This is a genomic window from Phyllobacterium trifolii, assembly GCF_014192095.1.
GTDB classification, from domain to species: domain Bacteria; phylum Pseudomonadota; class Alphaproteobacteria; order Rhizobiales; family Rhizobiaceae; genus Phyllobacterium; species Phyllobacterium trifolii.
Genome location: NZ_JACHXN010000004.1, coordinates 127,313 through 145,040, shown reverse-complemented (window position 1 = coordinate 145,040; position 17,728 = coordinate 127,313). Strand labels below are relative to the sequence as shown.

The window sequence follows — 17,728 nt, the reverse complement described above, 5'->3', positions numbered from 1 at the left end:
AACAGTAACGAGGAACAGGATGCTCGAGCCCGTGATCAATTTTTTCAGCCGGATTTTCTACTATATTGGGCGCGGTATCGGCTTCGTCATCGGCATCATTCTCTTGCCGTTCATTTGGGCCGGTCGTTGGTACGGCCAGCGCGGCATTATTCTCAAGGCAGTTCTCGGTCTGGTAGTGCTGGTCTGGCTCGGTCTCTACGGCTATTTCTTCTACAACACGCAGGTCTGGAAGAATTTCAACCCCGATTACATCACGTCCTACAATTTCAAAAACCTGACTGTTCCGGTCGGAGAGCCGGTTCCTTCGCCAACGCAAGCTGCCGATACGGGCGCAGCGAAGACCTGCGCGCGCTCGGCCATCGTGCAGGTAACCGCAGACCTTACAGATTTCAACGTCAACCAAAACGCGTGGATTTCCTCCATGCTCCTGTACAAGCTCGGGTTCTTCGGCGTGGATTGGGACAATACGCCTTTCCTCGATAACAAGGCGTCGTTCCAGCGCGGCATCAATTCGGCAGTGCGCCGTACGGCGGTTGAACTCGTCGATACACTTGGGCGTGTTCGCGGGACCTCGCAGATCGACGCCGACTTGCAGAAGGCCCGCGGCAACCTGCAATTTACCGAAGACGCCTGGTATTTTGGCCTCAATCCATTTGGTCCGAAGACGCCGACGCCGAGTTATTATCGTTCGGCGGTCAAGGATTTGCGTACGTTCAACACCAAGCTTGAGTCCTGCAATGCCATCTTCGATGCGCGTGCGGACAATCTCATCCAGTTCATCGACCGTATCGCCAACGACATCGGCGCGACTTCAGCGATTTTGAAAGATCGTTCGGAAAACAACAATTATGGCTGGTTCGATACGCGTGCCGATGACCGTTTCTGGTTCGCCTACGGCCAGCTCTATGCCTATTACGGTCTGATGAATGCCGCTCAGTTGGATTTCAAACAGGTGCTCGATGAAAAGCACCTGACGCCGCTGTGGGATGGTATGGATGGACAGCTTCGTTCGGCCTTGAACATCAAGCCCTGGATCATCGCTAATGGCAGCGAAGGCGGCTGGCTGTTGCCCAACCACCTGACGACGATGGGCTTTTATATTTTGCGTGTCCGTTCAAACCTGATCGATATCAAACAGGTGCTGCAGCAGTAGTGGACTTGGGTTCACAACATGATATATTTCTTATTGGAGTAGGGACGAGCGTTCGCCCGCCCCCGTTCCTCATCTAATAAAATGAACCCGGAGCGTAACTTGCCAGCTAGCCCGGGTTCTTTTTATAATGAGGGTGATGCTCAGCGGTTTAGACCACATCACGTCACCTCCAAGTTATTGGCAAGGCTGATGCCGCAGTCGGAGCAGCCAATCTCCCCCGATACACCGCTGGCCCGGTGCTGGTGATTTCACCCTAACCTTGCCTTCATGACGCTGTTTGTCTGGATCAGCAACGAATGTGCAGTTGCATGACGTGGTGTCACCGGTTGCAATTTGACGATCTGCTAGTTTGAGGATTTTGGCTCAAACCGGCAAGCTTGACGTTTCCTTGACCTCTTCCATCACGGCGTAGGTGTGGCTTTCGCGGACGCCTGGCAGTGAAAGCAGCATATCGGAGAGAAAGCGCCGGTAATGCTCCATGTCGGCAACGCGGGCCTTGATCAGATAGTCGAAGCCGCCGGCTACCATATGGCATTCCATCACGTCCGGGTTACGGCGCGTGGCTGCGGCAAATGTTGCGAAGACGTCCGGCGTGGTGCGATCTAGTTTGATCTCGACGAATACAAGCATTGCGCGATCGAGCTTTTTGGGCGACAATTTTGCCGTGTATCCAAGGATGTAGCCGTCGCGGGACAGGCGCTTTACCCGTTCGGTCGTTGCGGTTTGCGACAGGCTGATCCGCTCGGACAATTCTGTGTTGGTCAGGCGTCCATCCTTTTGCAGCTCGCGCAATATTCTGCGATCGAGGCTGTCCAAATTTTTCATCGCTAAAATATTCCCCATTTGTAGTTTTTTACACGTAATCTCCCACATTCATTGGTGAGAATAACTGAGTAGATTTGGATTATATGGGAAAAATCAATAAGGGGAAGCCTGATGACCGCACCATTGCCATCTACCAATGATTTTTCTGCACCTTATGCCGTCGATGATCAGGCGTTGGTTGCCTCGTTGCTTAAGTCCATAACATTGCCGGAAGATGTCAACCGTCGCATCGATGCCCGTGCCAGCAAATATATCACGACGATCCGCAAGGAAGCGAGCGGTATCGGTGGGGTCGAGGATTTCCTGCGGGAATATGGTTTGTCGACCCGCGAGGGTCTGGCGCTGATGGTGCTGGCGGAAGCCTTGCTGCGCGTGCCGGATGCGGCAACGCAGGACAAGCTGATCGAGGATAAACTGAAGCAAGGTCATTGGTCGGAGCACGAGCCAAGCGGCGATACGTGGTTTGTGTCCGCTTCCGCTTGGGCGCTGGGTCTCTCAGCGAAGGTCATCAAACCGGGTGAAACTCCGGAGGGCGTGCTTTCCTCGCTGGTCAAACGGATTGGCCTGCCGACTGTCCGTACCGCCACCAAGCAGGCCATGCGCTATCTCGGACACCACTTCGTCCTGGGTGAAACGATCAAGGATGCGCTGAAACGCGCCAGCACCAATGAGGCCAAGGGTTATCGCCATTCCTTCGACATGCTGGGGGAAGGAGCTCGTACACGGAAGGATGCGCAGGGCTATTTCAAATCCTATGCGGACGCCATCGACGCGATTGGCCGCGCCACCGGCAACAAGAAGCTACCGGATCGCATGGGGATTTCGGTCAAGCTCTCGGCGCTGCATCCGCGATATCTGGCCACGCATCATGATCAGGTCATGGCGGAACTGGTACCCGATCTTCTGGCTCTTGCGCAAAAGGCGAAATCTTACGATCTTAATTTCACTGTCGACGCGGAAGAGGCTGACAGGCTTGAACTATCACTCGATGTGATCGACCGGGTGTTTGCGGATCCTTCGCTGGATGGCTGGGACGGATTCGGCCTTGCCATTCAGGCTTATCAGAAGCGGGCTCTTGATGTGATCGATCACATCGACAGGCTCGCGGCGCGGCACAACCGCAAGATGATGGTACGTCTGGTCAAGGGGGCTTATTGGGACACCGAGGTGAAGCGGGCGCAGGAGCGCGGGCTGGCCGACTATCCGGTTTTTACCCGCAAACCAGCGACCGATGCGTCCTATCTCGCATGTGCCAAGCGCATGCTCGATGCACGACCGCGTATCTTCCCGCAATTCGCTACGCACAATGCGTTGACCGTGGCCATGATTCTGGAAATGGCGGGCGCCGACAAGAGTGGCTTCGAATTCCAGCGCCTGCACGGCATGGGCGAGAGTCTTTACAAGCAGATCACGGAGAAGAACGACAAGATCGCCTGCCGGATATATGCGCCCGTGGGCGGCTATCGCGATCTTCTCGCCTATCTCGTGCGCCGTCTTCTCGAAAACGGTGCAAACTCGTCGTTTGTCTCTGTGGTTGGCGACAACAATATACCGATTTCGGAGTTGTTGATAAGGCCGGCCGAGAAACTGAACGATGGCAAGGGCTATCGCCATCCGAACATCCCGTTGCCGCTAAAGCTCTATGGCAAACGCACCAATTCAGCCGGTGTCGAGCTTGGTGATCGCAAGGAATTGGCTGCACTCGTCTCGGGAATTGCCAAGGCGTCGACAACTGTCAAAGCGGTCCCCTTGATCGAAGGCGTGAAGCCATCCGGCAAGACGCAGGATGTAGTCTCTCCGGTGAATGGTTCGACGGTTGGTACTGTGGTTTTTGCGACCGCTGAAGAGGCGGCCAAAGCCGTCAGTGTTGCGCGCAAGGGTTTCTCATCCTGGTCGCGTGTCCCGGTGGAAACACGGGCAAAAGCGTTGGAAAAGGCGGGAGATCTTCTGGAGGCCAATCGGGACCGCCTTCTCGATCTTCTTTCGCGTGAAGCGGGCAAGACGATCGATGATGGCATTGCCGAAATCCGCGAAGCCGTGGATTTCTGCCGTTACTACGCCGCCGAAGCCCGCAGACAGTTTGGCGTGGACAAAGTCATGCCGGGGCCTACCGGCGAGGACAACAAGTTGCGGCATCGAGGCCGCGGCGCGTTCGTCTGTATCAGCCCATGGAATTTCCCGTTGGCGATTTTCCTGGGTCAGGTAACGGCAGCGCTCGCCGCCGGCAATACTGTCTTGGCCAAGCCGGCAGAACAGACGCCACTTATTGCCTACGAGGCAATTCGCGCCCTGCATGAGGCAGGTGTTCCGAAAGATGCAGTCCTCTATGTGCCAGGCGATGGTTCCGTTGGGGCAGCGTTGACCTCACATCCGGAAATCGCCGGTGTCGCCTTTACCGGCTCGACAGACACGGCCTGGGCGATCAACCGCACGCTGGCAGCGAAGAAGGGTCCGATTGTTCCACTGATCGCCGAGACAGGAGGCCTCAACGCGATGATCGTCGATGCGACAGCCCTTTCCGAACAGGTCGCCGATGACGTTGTGATGTCGGCCTTCCGATCGGCCGGCCAGCGTTGCTCTGCTCTGCGCATTCTCTATCTGCAGGAAGACATCGCCGACAACATGCTTGAAATGATCGAGGGTGCAGCAAAGGAGCTCACCTTGGGAGATCCTTCTTTGCCTTCGACTGACGTCGGGCCTATCATCGATCAGGCACAGCGCGATATGCTGACAGATCATATCGCGGCGATGCGGAAGTCACAAAAAGTGCGCTTTGCGGGCGAGGCGCCGAAGGATGGCCTGTTTTTCGCGCCGCATATCGTAGAGCTCAACCGGGCGGAGGCGCTGGAGCGCGAGGTATTTGGCCCGGTCTTGCATGTTGTTCGCTGGAAGGCCAAGGACCTCGACAAGGTGCTCGACCAGATTGCGTCGACCGGCTACGGCTTGACGTTTGGTTTGCACACCCGCATCGAAGCGACAGTAACCAAGGTCATCGACCGGCTCGATATTGGTAATGTCTACGTCAACCGCAATACGATCGGCGCTGTCGTCGGCACGCAACCTTTCGGTGGTTCCGGCCTTTCCGGCACAGGACCAAAGGCGGGCGGACCGGCCTATCTGGCACGATTTGCACTCGAGCAGGTTGTTTCCGTGAACACGGCGGCGGCAGGTGGCAATGCAAGTCTGATTGCCATGGGCGAATAGAGACTCTTGGCCTCAGCAACTGGGGATAGTCCCTTCTGGCTATCCCCATTTCGCTTACACGATGCTATTTGACGTTCTTGAAGCATTGAGGAGACGTCGATGGCTATCGTCAAATCCGATATTGAGATTGCGCGCTCCGCGGTGAAAAAGCCGGTGCTGGAGATCGGCGCCAAGATCGGTATTCCGCCGGAACATCTTGCCCCCTACGGCCATGACAAGGCCAAACTCTCGGCGGAGTTCATCCGATCCAAGCGTGGTGCCAAGGATGGCAAGCTCATTCTCGTGACTGCCGTCAGCCCGACGCCGGCGGGCGAGGGCAAGACGACGACGACAGTCGGTCTTGGCGACGGGCTCAATCGGATCGGGAAAAAGGCTATCGTCTGCATTCGTGAAGCATCACTTGGTCCATGCTTCGGCACCAAGGGCGGTGCTGCGGGTGGCGGCTATGCGCAGGTCATCCCGATGGAGGACATCAACCTGCACTTTACAGGTGATTTTCATGCCATCACCTCCGCTCACAATTTGCTGGCGGCGATGATCGACAACCACGTCTATTGGGGCAACGAGCTCAATCTCGATACGCGCCGTATCACCTGGCGGCGGGTCATGGACATGAACGACCGGGCCTTGCGCGATATCGCGTCATCACTTGGCGGCGTGGCGAACGGTTTTCCGCGTGAATCCGGCTTCGATATTACAGTTGCCTCGGAGGTGATGGCTATTCTTTGCCTTGCCAATGATCTGAAGGACCTGGAACAGAGGCTCGGCGAAATCATCATTGGCTACCGCTTCAACAAGACCCCTGTTTATGCCCGCGACCTGAAGGCGGACAAGGCCATGGCCGTGCTTCTCAAGGATGCCATGCAGCCCAACCTGGTGCAGACTCTCGAGAACAATCCAGCCTTCGTGCACGGCGGCCCGTTTGCAAATATTGCTCATGGCTGCAATTCGGTCGTTGCGACGACAACTGCGCTGAAACTTGCAGACTATGTGGTCACCGAGGCAGGTTTTGGTGCGGATCTTGGCGCCGAGAAATTCTTCGACATAAAATGCCGAAAGGCTGGTTTAAAGCCGGCGGCGGCAGTGATCGTCGCAACGGTCCGTGCCATGAAGATGCATGGCGGTGTGGCAAAGGAAGATCTGGGTCAAGAGAACGTCGCTGCCGTCAAATCTGGTTGCGCAAATCTCGGACGTCATATGGAAAATGTCCGCCAGTTTGGTGTGCCTGTGGTGGTTGCGATCAATCATTTTACTGCCGATACGGATGCGGAGATTGCAGCCGTAAAGGCTTTTGTCGCGGCGCATGGCGCAGAGGCGGTTCTATGCAGGCATTGGGCCCAAGGCTCTGCCGGGATCGAAGAGCTTGCGAACAGGGTCGTTGCATTGGCTGAAAGCGGTTCGGCACAGTTCTCGCCGCTCTACGAGGATGAGCTTTCGCTGTTCGACAAGATCGAAACTATCGTCAAGCGCATCTATCGCGGCGCAGAAGCGGATGCGGATACGAGCGTGCGCGAACAATTGCTGCAGTGGGAGGAGGCTGGTTATGGCAATCTTCCGGTTTGCATGGCTAAGACCCAATATTCATTCTCGACGAACCCGCATCTGCGGGGGGCGCCGGTAAACCATGTCGTGCACGTACGGGAAGTTCGTCTTTCCGCCGGAGCCGGCTTCGTTGTGGCCATCTGCGGAGAAATCATGACCATGCCGGGCTTGCCGAAATCTCCCTCGGCCGAACGGATTCATCTGAATGGTGATGGTTTGATAGAAGGGCTCTTTTAGACGTTGGTCCAAGCCCTGATTTTTGCTGTTGCAAGCGCTGCAATGTAACGCTAACAATCACCGCATGGATACGCGCATTCTTTCAAATGGCTGGTGGTGGGCTCGCTGATAGCGGCCACTAAAGCCTTTTGCATGTTTGTGAAAAGGGAACAGGGCCGCGACGGGTTTTCCGGGCGGCCTTTTTGTTTGACCGCCGAAGCCCGCAACGCCAGATGCAACAAGGGAATTCATGATGCACAGAATTGAAGGCGATGTGGAAATATTCGATACCAAAGGCGGTGTCACGATCACGCGGTCCCGCATAGCAACGGCCTATGCCAGCGCTATCGACAGCTATGTAGATGCTCTCGACGAGCGGCGCGGCGCCGTCTTCTCGTCAAACTATGAATATCCGGGCCGATATACGCGTTGGGATACGGCAATTGTGGACCCGCCGGTGGTGATCACATCGAACGGTCGTCACATGACTATTGAAGCGTTGAACAAGCGCGGCGAAGTTCTTTTGGCTCCAATCAAGCAAGCTATCGAAGCGCTTGAGGAAGTGTTCGTTACAGGTACAAGTGCGACCAGGCTTGAACTTGAGATTGCGCTACCCAGCCGCCAATTCACCGAAGAAGAGCGTTCACGCATACCTTCCGTGTTCACAGTGCTGCGCGGCATTGTTGGTCTGTTCTTTACCGAAGACGATGCCAATCTCGGTCTTTATGGCGCGTTCGGTTACGATCTGGCGTTCCAGTTCGATACAGTCCAGTACAAGTTGAAACGTCCGGACGACCAGCGTGATATCGTCCTATATCTGCCGGATGAGATCCTAGTGGTCGACCATCATGCTGCCAAGGCATGGCTCGATCGCTATGACTATGCGTTCGCCGGCGCTTCAACCGAGGGTCTCCCGCGGGATACGGCGGCAAAGCCATTCAAGCCGACAGACAAGATACCCGGACGCGGCGATTACAATCCAGGCGAATATGCTGAACTGGTCAAGAAGGCCAAGGAAAGCTTCATGCGTGGCGATCTCTTTGAAGTCGTACCGGGGCAGACATTCTATGAGCGCTGCGAAACCAAACCGTCGGTTATTTCGCGCCGGCTGAAAGCCATCAACCCATCGCCCTATTCGTTTTATATCAACCTGGGCGATAACGAATATCTGGTCGGCGCTTCGCCGGAAATGTTCGTGCGCGTGGTTGGTCGGCGCATCGAGACCTGCCCGATTTCAGGAACGATCAAGCGCGGCGAAGACGCAATCGCCGATAGCGAGCAAATAATCAAGCTCCTGAATTCAAAAAAAGATGAGTCCGAGCTCACCATGTGCTCGGATGTCGATCGCAACGATAAGAGTCGCGTGTGTGAGCCAGGGTCGGTCCGTGTCATCGGGCGTCGCCAGATCGAAATGTATTCACGGCTGATCCATACCGTCGATCACATCGAGGGCCGCTTGCGTGAGGATATGGACGCATTTGACGGATTCCTGTCGCACGCTTGGGCTGTGACCGTGACCGGCGCGCCAAAACTCTGGGCTATGCGTTTCATCGAAGAAAACGAGCGTAGCCCGCGCGCCTGGTATGGTGGTGCCATCGGCATGGTCAATTTCAACGGCGACATGAACACGGGCCTGACTTTGCGCACGATCCGCATCAAGGACGGCATCGCGCAGGTTCGTGCAGGCGCTACCTTGCTGTATGATTCAGTTCCCGAGGAGGAGGAGGCGGAGACCGAACTCAAGGCGTCGGCGATGATTGCGGCGGTGCGGGACGCGCACAAGAGTAATGTCCTGCCCGAGGAACGCGCTGTCGCTCGAGTAGGAGAGGGGTTGTCAATTCTTCTCGTCGATCATGAGGATTCTTTCGTCCACACCTTGGCGAATTATTTTCGACAGACCGGTGCAAGCGTGACAACCGTGCGCACGCCGGTTGCAGAGGAGATATTTGACAGGATCAAGCCGGATCTGGTGGTTCTGTCACCTGGACCCGGGACGCCGGAAGATTTTGATTGCAAGGCGACGATCAAGAAAGCCCGCAAGCGTGAACTTCCTATCTTCGGCGTTTGCCTCGGTTTGCAGGCGCTTGCCGAGGCCTATGGCGGATCGCTGCGACAGCTGCATGTTCCGATGCACGGCAAACCCTCGCGCATTCGCATTACCAAGCAAGGCAAGATTTTCTCGGGCCTGCCCAAGGAAGTCACGGTGGGCCGCTATCACTCGATCTTCGCCGATCCGGTTCGCCTGCCGGACGAGTTCATCGTTACCGCAGAAACGGAGGACGGTGTCATCATGGCGTTCGAGCATAAAAGCGAACCGATTGCGGCGGTGCAATTTCATCCGGAATCGATCATGACACTCGGTCATAACGCTGGTATGCGGATGATCGAGAATGTCGTGGCGCACCTGCCGCGCCGGGCAAAGATACGAGCAGCATGACGGAAAACACCACAGTTCAGCGCATTGCGTTCTGGTCGATTTTCATCGGGATCACCGTGCTGGCGCTGAAATACGCTGCCTATTATGTGACCGGTTCTGTCGCACTTTATTCGGACGCGCTGGAATCGATCGTCAATGTGGTGGCTGCGATCGCCGCCTGGTGGGCGATCCGTGTCAGCTACAAGCCCGCCGATCAGAATCATCCCTTCGGGCACCATAAGGCCGAGTATTTCTCGGCGGTGCTTGAGGGGGTACTGATTGTCGTCGCTGCCTTGCTGATCCTACGCGAAGTTTGGGTCGCCTGGGAGACACCCCGGACGTTGGAACAGCCATGGCTTGGTCTTGCGATCAACGGCGGTGCATCGATCATCAACGCGTTCTGGGCTTCTTTGCTTATCAACCGCGGGCGCAAACACAAATCCCCAGCATTGCAGGCGGATGGAAAGCACATCATGACCGATGTGGTGACCTCCGTTGGTGTTTTTGCTGGTCTTGTTGGCGCCATCCTGACTGGTTGGACGGTCCTCGATCCGATACTTGCGGTGATCGTTGCGCTCAATATCCTTTGGCAGGGATGGAGTGTAGTCGGCAATTCCGTGCAAGGCCTGATGGATGTCGGCGTGGCGACGGAAGAGACGATGCGCATCCGCGATGTCATTTCGTCCAATGCCGGCGGTGCTCTAGAGGTTCATGATCTGAAGACACGCATCGCCGGGCGAGTAACCTTTATTGAATTTCATCTGGTGGTTGAGGCGAACATGAGCGTTGGCGATGCACACATCATTTGCGACCGTATCGAAAACGCATTGATGGCAGAGATCCCGGACGCCAGTGTGGTCATCCATGTTGAACCCGAAGACGAGGCGAAACTGCCTATCGGGACGGTGGCCGTTCCTTTCGCCTGAGAGACTGACCGTAAATTCGCCATGGCGGGCTGCAAATGGTGCTTTTCTGTGCTCCGATGCTCACGTACCCAAATGTACGCTGCGCTTCGGTGCTCGAAAATCACCATTTTCGTCACCCCATGACGAACTTTCAGTTCAGTCTCGGACGATGGTTCGATGCAGTCCTGCAACATTTTGTAACGGATTATTTCAGTCGGTCATGATTTCGTTACAATTCTGTTGACATAGAAGCGCTGCCGGGTGACATGTCTCCCAGCAATGCAATTCTCCGTATTCGATGCGACGCCGGGGGCGTACGTCTGGGGACCGTAAATTTTGGCGATACGCATCAGTTCCCTTTGAGGATCGAGCGGCCAAAGCGCATGGCAGCGCCGAGCGGATGACCGCGGCTGTTTACAATCTTAGTTAACCTTTAACTGCCAGGATTAACTTATGGGTAAACCTTATCTTTATGGACTATTAGCCGGGCTCTCGATGATCGTTGCCGCGTATCCGGCTAGCGCGCGCAATACTGCAGATTGCGACAAGCTGCAGTCCGGTAAAGCGGAAGTGTTGTTAAATACGATTGATCCACAGCCCGACGTCGATAAAAATAGCACCGGAGACGCCTGCCCGCAGAAGGGTCAGGCAAATTCGCAGACACCGGTAAAAGCGGTGCCGATTAGCCTCGGAGCAACAGGCAGTGGAACTATTGTGAAGAAAGCGACCAAGGGTGACATTCTCCCCCAGAGTGAAGGTGCGCTCCATGAGGATCTTACTTTCAAGTACCGAATCTACCGTCCGGAGGTTCAGAGCGGAGATACAATGGTTCTCCTGCATGGCTCAGGCCAGGACGAGACGAGCCTCGTTTCCTTTGCTTCCAAGATCGCACCGAATGCTCTTCTGCTCGCCGTGCGGGGGCGTGTAGTGCAGGATGGTTCGAACCGCTGGTATCGCCGGCTAACACCCATCAGTTTCGACCAGCAGGGTATTCGATCTGAAGCAAAGGCTTTTGCTGAGTTTCTGAAGCAGGTCACGCGGGAATACAAATTCGATCCCAATCGCACGACGTTTCTCGGGTATTCCAACGGCGCCAATTTGGTCAATGCCGTGATGATGCTCTACCCGGATTTGGTGAAACAGGCAGTACTCTTACGTTCTATGCCGGTCCTGACGGGGACAATCGAGGCTAATCTTGCCAATGCCCGCGTGTTGACCGTTTCCGGCGCTTCCGATCAGCTCTATGCACCCTATGCGCCTGCCCTTGAGGACTTGCTCCGCTCGCACGGTGCTCGCGTGGAAGCACGTTCGATCAAGTCCGATCATGGATTGGGCAAGGACGATGTGAGAGTCGTCAGTGAATGGCTGGCTGGTGGTGCGACGGCTGAGCTGAAGAAGAACTAGCATTCCTCTTGCATCCGGCCTGACAGTCGTTTAATTGTTCGGCCATGAAAACGCGCCCGACCTCAAAGTCATTTGCTCAGTCCGCTTCCGCGGGCGTGACCAATCGCGCATTTCTCCTTCCGCTTCTTCTTAACCTTACTGGCGATCGCCGGGCTCGTTAAGAGGAGCGTCCGGCGGTCGAATTAGCCGCCAGGCAATCGCTCCTTATTCCTTTACAAGATAACTGTAACACTTAAGAAGAGTGCCGAGATCGCGCCAGATTTGATGCGCATCGGCCGGAAACGAGAAACAAATGACCGACATGATCCAACGGAACATGGGCATGCCCTATGCGGCCAAGAAATACGAACCTTATCCCATGGTCGATCTGAAAGATCGCCAATGGCCTTCCAAACGTATCGAGAAGGCACCCATCTGGTGTTCCGTCGATTTGCGCGACGGTAACCAGGCACTGATCGATCCGATGGGGCACGACAGGAAAGTGCGCATGTTCGCGCTGCTGCTCGAGATGGGATTCAAGGAAATTGAGATCGGTTTTCCTTCAGCCTCGCAAACAGATTTCGACTTTGCGCGCTGGTGCGTGGAGGAGGGCAACGCTGGTATGGATGTTTCCCTGCAGGTGCTGGTGCAGTGCCGTCCGGAGTTGATTACCCGTACCTTCGAGTCGTTGGAAGGCGCGCATAAACCGATAGTACATTTCTACAACTCAACCAGTGAGTTGCAGCGGCGTGTCGTGTTCAACAAGGACGTTCACGGCATCAAGACGATTGCCACAGACGCCGCCAAAATGATCACGGATATGGCGGCAAGGGCAGGCGGAGGCTATCGTTTTGAATACTCTCCTGAAAGCTTTACGGGCACCGAACTCGAAGTCGCACTGGAAATCTGCAATGCGGTCACGGAAATCGTCAAGCCGACACCCGACAACAAGTTGATCATCAATTTGCCTTCGACGGTGGAGATGTCTACGCCAAACATTTATGCGGATCGCATCGAATGGATGTGCCGTCAGCTCGACAATCGCGAAAATCTGATCATCTCGCTGCATCCGCACAATGATCGTGGCACTGGCGTTGCAACCACCGAGCTCGGCCTGATGGCTGGTGCCGACCGCGTCGAAGGAACCTTGTTTGGCAATGGCGAGCGCACCGGCAATGTCGATATCGTTACCTTGGCTCTGAACATGTTTACGCAAGGCGTCGATCCCGAACTCGACTGCTCCGACATCAACCGGATGAAGGAGGTGTACGAGTATTCCAACCAGCTTGTTATCCCGGAGCGTCACCCCTACGTCGGCGAGTTAGTTTATACAGCCTTTTCCGGATCGCATCAGGACGCGATCAACAAGGGCATGAAAGCAATCAAACAAGCCAACAAGATGCTCTGGGAAGTGCCTTATTTGCCGATTGATCCACAAGATGTCGGGCGTAGCTACGAAGCAATCATCCGCATCAACTCACAGTCCGGTAAGGGCGGGATTGCCTATATTCTTCAAGCCGACTACGGCCTGAACTTGCCGCGCGGCATGCAAGTGGAGTTTCGCGAAGACATCCAGCAGATCACGGACGAGGAGGGCAAGGAAATGCCGTCCAAGCGAATCTACGATCGCTTCCAGGAACTCTATGTCGAACAGCCGGATGCGCGGTTGAAATTCGTCGACCACCACACCTATCCCGATACTGAGCGCAAGGGTGTGCGTGTGCTTTCTGCGGAGATCACCGATCATGGTGAAACGAAACGGATTGAGGGAAGGGGCACCGGCCCGGTCGATGGATTCATTGACGCTCTTTCGCACTATCTCGGCATTAAATTATCGGTTGTGAATTATTCGGAACACTCGCTCCAGCACGGTTCCGATGCAGCCGCGATCAGCTATATGGAAATAGAACATCCTGATGGTAAAATTTTTGGTGCGGGCATTAACAAGAACATTGTGACTGCCTCACTTGAGGGCATTGTCTCGGCGGCAAACCGGATAATCGCAAAGTGATGAAGGGCCCTTCGGGGCCTTTCATTTTATACGGGGGAACGAAAGTCATTCCGGACAAGTTTCTGATGCAATGGCCGCGACACATGGTTAATGATGTTCTAACCCTAGCTCGTGCCGGAAATGCTTATGAGTGAGATGCGAGAAAAGATCACCGCCGTTGATGACCGGCGAAAACTTGCCGACGCCGTTCGGGGTGCGCAAATTGCTGCTGCCGATCGCGGCGATGTCGTCGTCGATATGAAGGAGGCGGACCTCGCCAGGATCGAAATTCTTGCCCATGATTTGAAGCCGGTATTCGATGATGTGCCTGTGGACGATCTGCAATGGGATTTCGCAATTTCCAAAGGGCAGCAGCCGAGATTGTGGATCGATCCTACGTCGCACGTCATGATGGGCCGTGATCGGCGGACATATCGTTTTGTCCGGGACACGAGGCTTGGACGGATCGTGGTGGCGGAATCGCCCGACGTGCAGCCGATTTCAGATGCGGTTACCAATTATATCGCCGAGCGGATCGTCGAGCGTCAGCGCCTGATGGAGGGGGAGAGGATCAATCTTCGCTCCGCCGTCATTTATCAGGAAGATGAGAACTCTGGGCCAACTGAACATACATTGGTTCGGCCGCCCGTAGTTTCTTCCACCGCAACGCGTCGCTCCCGATCGGTTGTGAGAGAACTGATCACTGTATTGACCTGGTTCGCCATCGGCGGCCTGGCCGGTGCAGGTGCGCTCCTGGCATTTTTCTGGGATCGCTTATCGCCTTACTTTTAAGTCACACCGGGGCAAGTACAGCGCCGACTTGAAGGTCATGTTCGCGGATAGTCCGGATGCTCATCTGTTCGTCGACAATTCCGCGCTCAATCATATGACACGACCAGCCGATATTGGTTTTGGCAATGGAAAACAGATTGAACGCCGCGGGAGGCTTGTGATTTCCACCAAAACTCTGGCTTGCCGACGGGACGCATATCACTGGTATTTTCCAACTCGGACCTTCAATCTCGTAGCGTGTTGCCAAGTGCGTATGACCATGGAGAACCAATTCACCGCCATGTTCGCGAACTGTGCGCTGAAAAAGACCGATGCCAAGCAGGCGCTTGTAAGAAGGCGCGGCGCCGCGCACCGGCGGATGGTGGATCAAAATTACCCGAAACAGGCCGCGTTTACCTGTCTCATCGAGAAGTTCGCCCAGTTTTCGAGCTTGCCGCTCGCGAATATCGCCGGTCGCCATGAAGGGAGCGGTGGCGCGCGCTGAGGAAACGCCAATAAGCGCTACGTCGCCGCGAACGCGAAGATAGGGGAACTCCACAGGGCTGTTTGCCGCTGCCTGAGCGTCCCCTCGCATCCATGGTTGCCAAAAGCGGCGTGTCTTTTTCAGCGCGCCCGGTACGTACGCGTCATGATTGCCGGGAACAACCGAGATGTCAGTGGGATCTCCCAGTGTTTTAAGCCAGCGCTGTGCCGTCTCCAGTTCCTCATCTAGAGCCAAGTTCACGAGATCGCCGGTGACGGCGATATGATCCGGGGACTGTGCCTTCATATCGGCCACAAGAACATCCAGTGTACCGCTTGTCATCGAGCCCTTGCGGTTCGATCGCCAATTGATATAGCCAGTAATGCGCTTGGAGATCAGTTCACGCAAAGTCAGCGCGGGTAAAGGCGACAGATGTATGTCGGAGATATGAGCGAGGTGGAACATCAACTCAGCTTTATGAGAGTATTGGCGCGAAATCCAGTGATACAACCGTCGCACACCGGAGCAGTTCCGGCCAAGGTCAGGCAGAATGGTTGAAAAACGTTCAAAATGGCGTCATCGCCTGTTCCATACCTACTTTCTGCTTCGTCGACCCATGACCCTTGGTGCCCGCGGTGTTGTACTGGATGACAAGGAGAAATCGGTATTTCTCATTCGCCACACTTATGTTCCCGGCTGGCAATTTCCGGGCGGCGGGGTGGAAACGGGCCATACGGTTGAAGAGACGCTCAAGAAGGAACTGATGGAGGAAGGCAATATCGAGCTGACGGGCCGGCCGCAGCTTTTCGCCATCTATCACAATGCGCACGCGTCAAGACGCGATCACGTTGCGCTTTATGTTTGCCGCTCTTTCCGGCAGGTAACACCGTTCATCGCCAATCGCGAGATTGCCGAAGCGGGGTTTTTCAAACTCGGAGCCCTGCCACAGGATACTACACCGTCCACCCGGCGCCGGCTTGCCGAGATTTTAGACGGCGCAGACGTTCCGCTTGACTGGTAGCGATCAGAAACGGTCGCGATCGTGCGGGACTGTATAGTCGATTTTCGGTCCAACAGGAATGATACCGCTTGGATTGATTGTCTTGTGACTGCCGTAGTAGTGCGCCTTGATGTGTTTCAAGTTCACTGTCGGGGTGACGCCCTGCACCTGATACAGTTCGCGCGTGTAGTTCGACAGGTTCGGATAGTCGGCAATGCGCTGGCGATTGCATTTGAAATGACCCACATAGACGGGATCGAAGCGTAGCAAAGTGGTAAACAGGCGCCAGTCGGCTTCCGTCAGCCGATTGCCGACGAGATAACGCTGACGGGACAGCCGTTCCTCCACGTGGTCAAGCGCATTGAACAATTGCGCAAACGCCTCTTCATAAGCTTCTTGTGTCGTGGCAAAGCCTGCCCGATAAACGCCGTTGTTGATATTCGGATAGACCAGCGCGTTGATCTCATCGATCTCGCCGCGCAGTGTTTCGGGATAAAAATCGAGGGAGGCATCGCCGAAGTCGTTGAAAGCGGAATTGAGCATCCGAATGATCTCTGACGATTCATTGGAAACGATGGTCTTCTGCTGTTTGTCCCAGAGGACCGGCACGGTCACGCGGCCCGAATAATTGGGATCGGCGCGCGTGTAGATTTCGTGCAGGCGCTTATAGCCGAAGAGGTGGTCGGGTGTTGCGCCATCCTTTTCGTAGAATGTCCAGCCTTCCGCTCCCATGTAATGGTCGACGACTGACAACGAAATTACGTCCTGCAGTTGTTTGAGTGCACGGAAAATCAGCGTGCGGTGCGCCCAGGGACAAGCATAGGAAACATACAAATGATAGCGACCAGGTTCGGCCTTGAATCCGGCCTTGCCTGATGGTCCCGCGCTACCATCAGCAGTCACCCAATTGCGAAACTGTGACTCGGTCCGGATGAAACGGCCGCCAGTGTCCTTTGTATCGTACCACTGGTTGTGCCACACGCCATCAATCAATAAACCCATCTCATCTCCTGGAACCACGCCGCGCGCTGGTTGATTTCAGTATTCGGTTGTTCCTCACAGTTAAGCTCAATTCCTCTCGGTTCCATGACCAAACCGGTGAACAGAGTGTCACTTTTTGCCGGACAAACCGGATTTTCGGTTTACGGCCGTTTCTTTTGATGTTACGCGGACGGAAAAGGAGACTTTTGTGGCAGGAATTCTATTCATCCGACGATGATACCCGGACCGGCGCTTTCCAAGCGACGGAGAATTCCAGTATTGGCCAACAACCGAAAGGGTTCGAGGCGCGTATCCACTCCTTTCAAAAAGACACTCAGCATGCTGACCCAAGTCGTGACTTACGCCCCGGAGGACCCGGTGCATGACGCTGCCATTGAAGACATCAACAAGGAAGCTTTCGGACCGGGGCGGTTCGCTCGTGCCGCATACCGGATTCGTGAAGGTGGCCCGCACGATCGCGCGCTTTCCTTCGTCGCGTTGAACGGAGAGCACGTGGTAGCATCGGTCCGGCTAACGCCAATCCATATTGGCACGACTTCGGCTTTGCTTCTCGGCCCCTTGGCCGTACGTCCTGCATGGAAAAATCAGGGCATCGGGGCTGCGCTGATGCGCACCAGTATGGAAGCGGCGCGCGTCGCTGGCCACCATCTGGTTATCCTTGTCGGCGATGAGCCTTACTATGCGCCTTTTGGCTTTCGCCAGATACCACGTCATCTGATCGAAATGCCCGCGCCCGTGGAACCGACCCGGTTTCTTGCCTGCGAACTCAAGCCGCGCGCCCTGGAGGACGTGCAGGGGCGGGTACGCCACCACGCTGCGTCAAGCCAAGATTAAGCG

At 55.4% G+C, this 17,728-nt stretch carries 13 protein-coding genes; 10 read left to right on the top strand and 3 right to left on the bottom strand.

Features of this window, described 5'->3' with window-relative positions; all coding sequences use genetic code 11:
• Nucleotides 1-19 precede the first annotated feature (19 nt).
• Complete coding sequence (locus tag FHS21_RS07755) at nucleotides 20-1,153, top strand: DUF2333 family protein (protein ID WP_112530642.1); 1,134 nt, start codon at nucleotides 20-22, stop codon at nucleotides 1,151-1,153.
• Nucleotides 1,154-1,516: 363 nt separating this feature from the next.
• On the opposite strand, the gene FHS21_RS07750 is transcribed toward FHS21_RS07755, so the two are convergent.
• Nucleotides 1,517-1,978, bottom strand: a complete 462-nt coding sequence (locus FHS21_RS07750) for an Lrp/AsnC ligand binding domain-containing protein (RefSeq protein WP_112530643.1) — start codon at nucleotides 1,976-1,978, stop codon at nucleotides 1,517-1,519.
• Between the two features lie 111 nt (nucleotides 1,979-2,089).
• Between FHS21_RS07750 and putA the strand changes: the two genes are divergently transcribed.
• The 7 genes from putA (at nucleotide 2,090) to FHS21_RS07715 (ending at nucleotide 14,426) form a co-directional block, all read left to right on the top strand.
• Nucleotides 2,090-5,182 carry a bifunctional proline dehydrogenase/L-glutamate gamma-semialdehyde dehydrogenase PutA gene (putA, locus tag FHS21_RS07745; protein ID WP_112530644.1) on the top strand — a complete coding sequence of 1,031 codons (3,093 nt, stop codon included), beginning with the start codon at nucleotides 2,090-2,092 and terminating at the stop codon, nucleotides 5,180-5,182.
• A gap of 99 nt (nucleotides 5,183-5,281) precedes the next feature.
• Nucleotides 5,282-6,961, top strand: coding sequence for a formate--tetrahydrofolate ligase (locus tag FHS21_RS07740; protein WP_112530645.1), 1,680 nt, complete (start codon nucleotides 5,282-5,284; stop codon nucleotides 6,959-6,961).
• A gap of 232 nt (nucleotides 6,962-7,193) precedes the next feature.
• On the top strand, nucleotides 7,194-9,377 hold the full coding sequence (locus tag FHS21_RS07735) for an anthranilate synthase (protein WP_183661679.1): 2,184 nt from the start codon (nucleotides 7,194-7,196) through the stop codon (nucleotides 9,375-9,377).
• The gene (locus tag FHS21_RS07730; RefSeq protein ID WP_112530647.1) at nucleotides 9,374-10,282 is read left to right on the top strand and encodes a cation diffusion facilitator family transporter; all 909 of its coding nucleotides are present in this window, start codon (nucleotides 9,374-9,376) and stop codon (nucleotides 10,280-10,282) included. Before FHS21_RS07735 ends, FHS21_RS07730 begins: the two co-directional genes overlap by 4 nt.
• Before the next feature lie 432 nt (nucleotides 10,283-10,714).
• A complete protein-coding gene (locus tag FHS21_RS07725; RefSeq protein WP_112530648.1) occupies nucleotides 10,715-11,665 on the top strand; it encodes an alpha/beta hydrolase in 951 nt (316 codons plus the stop codon).
• Nucleotides 11,666-11,957: 292 nt separating this feature from the next.
• Entirely contained in the window at nucleotides 11,958-13,655 is a 1,698-nt protein-coding gene (gene leuA, locus FHS21_RS07720) for a 2-isopropylmalate synthase (RefSeq protein ID WP_376772072.1), read from the top strand.
• Between the two features lie 126 nt (nucleotides 13,656-13,781).
• Entirely contained in the window at nucleotides 13,782-14,426 is a 645-nt protein-coding gene (locus FHS21_RS07715; protein WP_112530649.1) for a hypothetical protein, read from the top strand.
• A 1-nt stretch (nucleotide 14,427) separates the two neighbouring features.
• Here the strand turns inward: FHS21_RS07715 and FHS21_RS07710 are convergent, their stop codons facing one another.
• Entirely contained in the window at nucleotides 14,428-15,354 is a 927-nt protein-coding gene (locus tag FHS21_RS07710; protein ID WP_112530650.1) for a metallophosphoesterase family protein, read from the bottom strand.
• An 85-nt stretch (nucleotides 15,355-15,439) separates the two neighbouring features.
• Between FHS21_RS07710 and FHS21_RS07705 the strand changes: the two genes are divergently transcribed.
• Nucleotides 15,440-15,910: an NUDIX domain-containing protein gene (locus FHS21_RS07705; protein WP_112530651.1), complete on the top strand. Its 471-nt coding sequence runs from the start codon at nucleotides 15,440-15,442 to the stop codon at nucleotides 15,908-15,910.
• Between the two features lie 3 nt (nucleotides 15,911-15,913).
• On the opposite strand, the gene FHS21_RS07700 is transcribed toward FHS21_RS07705, so the two are convergent.
• Nucleotides 15,914-16,891 (bottom strand): glutathione S-transferase family protein, encoded by a 978-nt coding sequence (locus FHS21_RS07700; RefSeq protein WP_112530652.1) that lies wholly within the window; start codon nucleotides 16,889-16,891, stop codon nucleotides 15,914-15,916.
• A 318-nt stretch (nucleotides 16,892-17,209) separates the two neighbouring features.
• Between FHS21_RS07700 and FHS21_RS07695 the strand changes: the two genes are divergently transcribed.
• The gene (locus tag FHS21_RS07695; RefSeq protein WP_112530756.1) at nucleotides 17,210-17,725 is read left to right on the top strand and encodes a GNAT family N-acetyltransferase; all 516 of its coding nucleotides are present in this window, start codon (nucleotides 17,210-17,212) and stop codon (nucleotides 17,723-17,725) included.
• The last annotated feature ends 3 nt before the right edge of the window (nucleotides 17,726-17,728 follow it).

What these genes read in the sequence shown, in the direction of transcription:
- FHS21_RS07755 (WP_112530642.1), top strand. Translation starts at nt 20, where the DNA reads ATGCTCGAGCCCGTGATCAATTTTTTCAGCCGGATTTTCTACTATATT.
- FHS21_RS07750 (WP_112530643.1), bottom strand. Translation starts at nt 1,978, where the DNA reads ATGAAAAATTTGGACAGCCTCGATCGCAGAATATTGCGCGAGCTGCAA.
- putA (WP_112530644.1), top strand. Translation starts at nt 2,090, where the DNA reads ATGACCGCACCATTGCCATCTACCAATGATTTTTCTGCACCTTATGCC.
- FHS21_RS07740 (WP_112530645.1), top strand. Translation starts at nt 5,282, where the DNA reads ATGGCTATCGTCAAATCCGATATTGAGATTGCGCGCTCCGCGGTGAAA.
- FHS21_RS07735 (WP_183661679.1), top strand. Translation starts at nt 7,194, where the DNA reads ATGCACAGAATTGAAGGCGATGTGGAAATATTCGATACCAAAGGCGGT.
- FHS21_RS07730 (WP_112530647.1), top strand. Translation starts at nt 9,374, where the DNA reads ATGACGGAAAACACCACAGTTCAGCGCATTGCGTTCTGGTCGATTTTC.
- FHS21_RS07725 (WP_112530648.1), top strand. Translation starts at nt 10,715, where the DNA reads ATGGGTAAACCTTATCTTTATGGACTATTAGCCGGGCTCTCGATGATC.
- leuA (WP_376772072.1), top strand. Translation starts at nt 11,958, where the DNA reads ATGACCGACATGATCCAACGGAACATGGGCATGCCCTATGCGGCCAAG.
- FHS21_RS07715 (WP_112530649.1), top strand. Translation starts at nt 13,782, where the DNA reads ATGAGTGAGATGCGAGAAAAGATCACCGCCGTTGATGACCGGCGAAAA.
- FHS21_RS07710 (WP_112530650.1), bottom strand. Translation starts at nt 15,354, where the DNA reads ATGTTCCACCTCGCTCATATCTCCGACATACATCTGTCGCCTTTACCC.
- FHS21_RS07705 (WP_112530651.1), top strand. Translation starts at nt 15,440, where the DNA reads ATGGTTGAAAAACGTTCAAAATGGCGTCATCGCCTGTTCCATACCTAC.
- FHS21_RS07700 (WP_112530652.1), bottom strand. Translation starts at nt 16,891, where the DNA reads ATGGGTTTATTGATTGATGGCGTGTGGCACAACCAGTGGTACGATACA.
- FHS21_RS07695 (WP_112530756.1), top strand. Translation starts at nt 17,210, where the DNA reads ATGCTGACCCAAGTCGTGACTTACGCCCCGGAGGACCCGGTGCATGAC.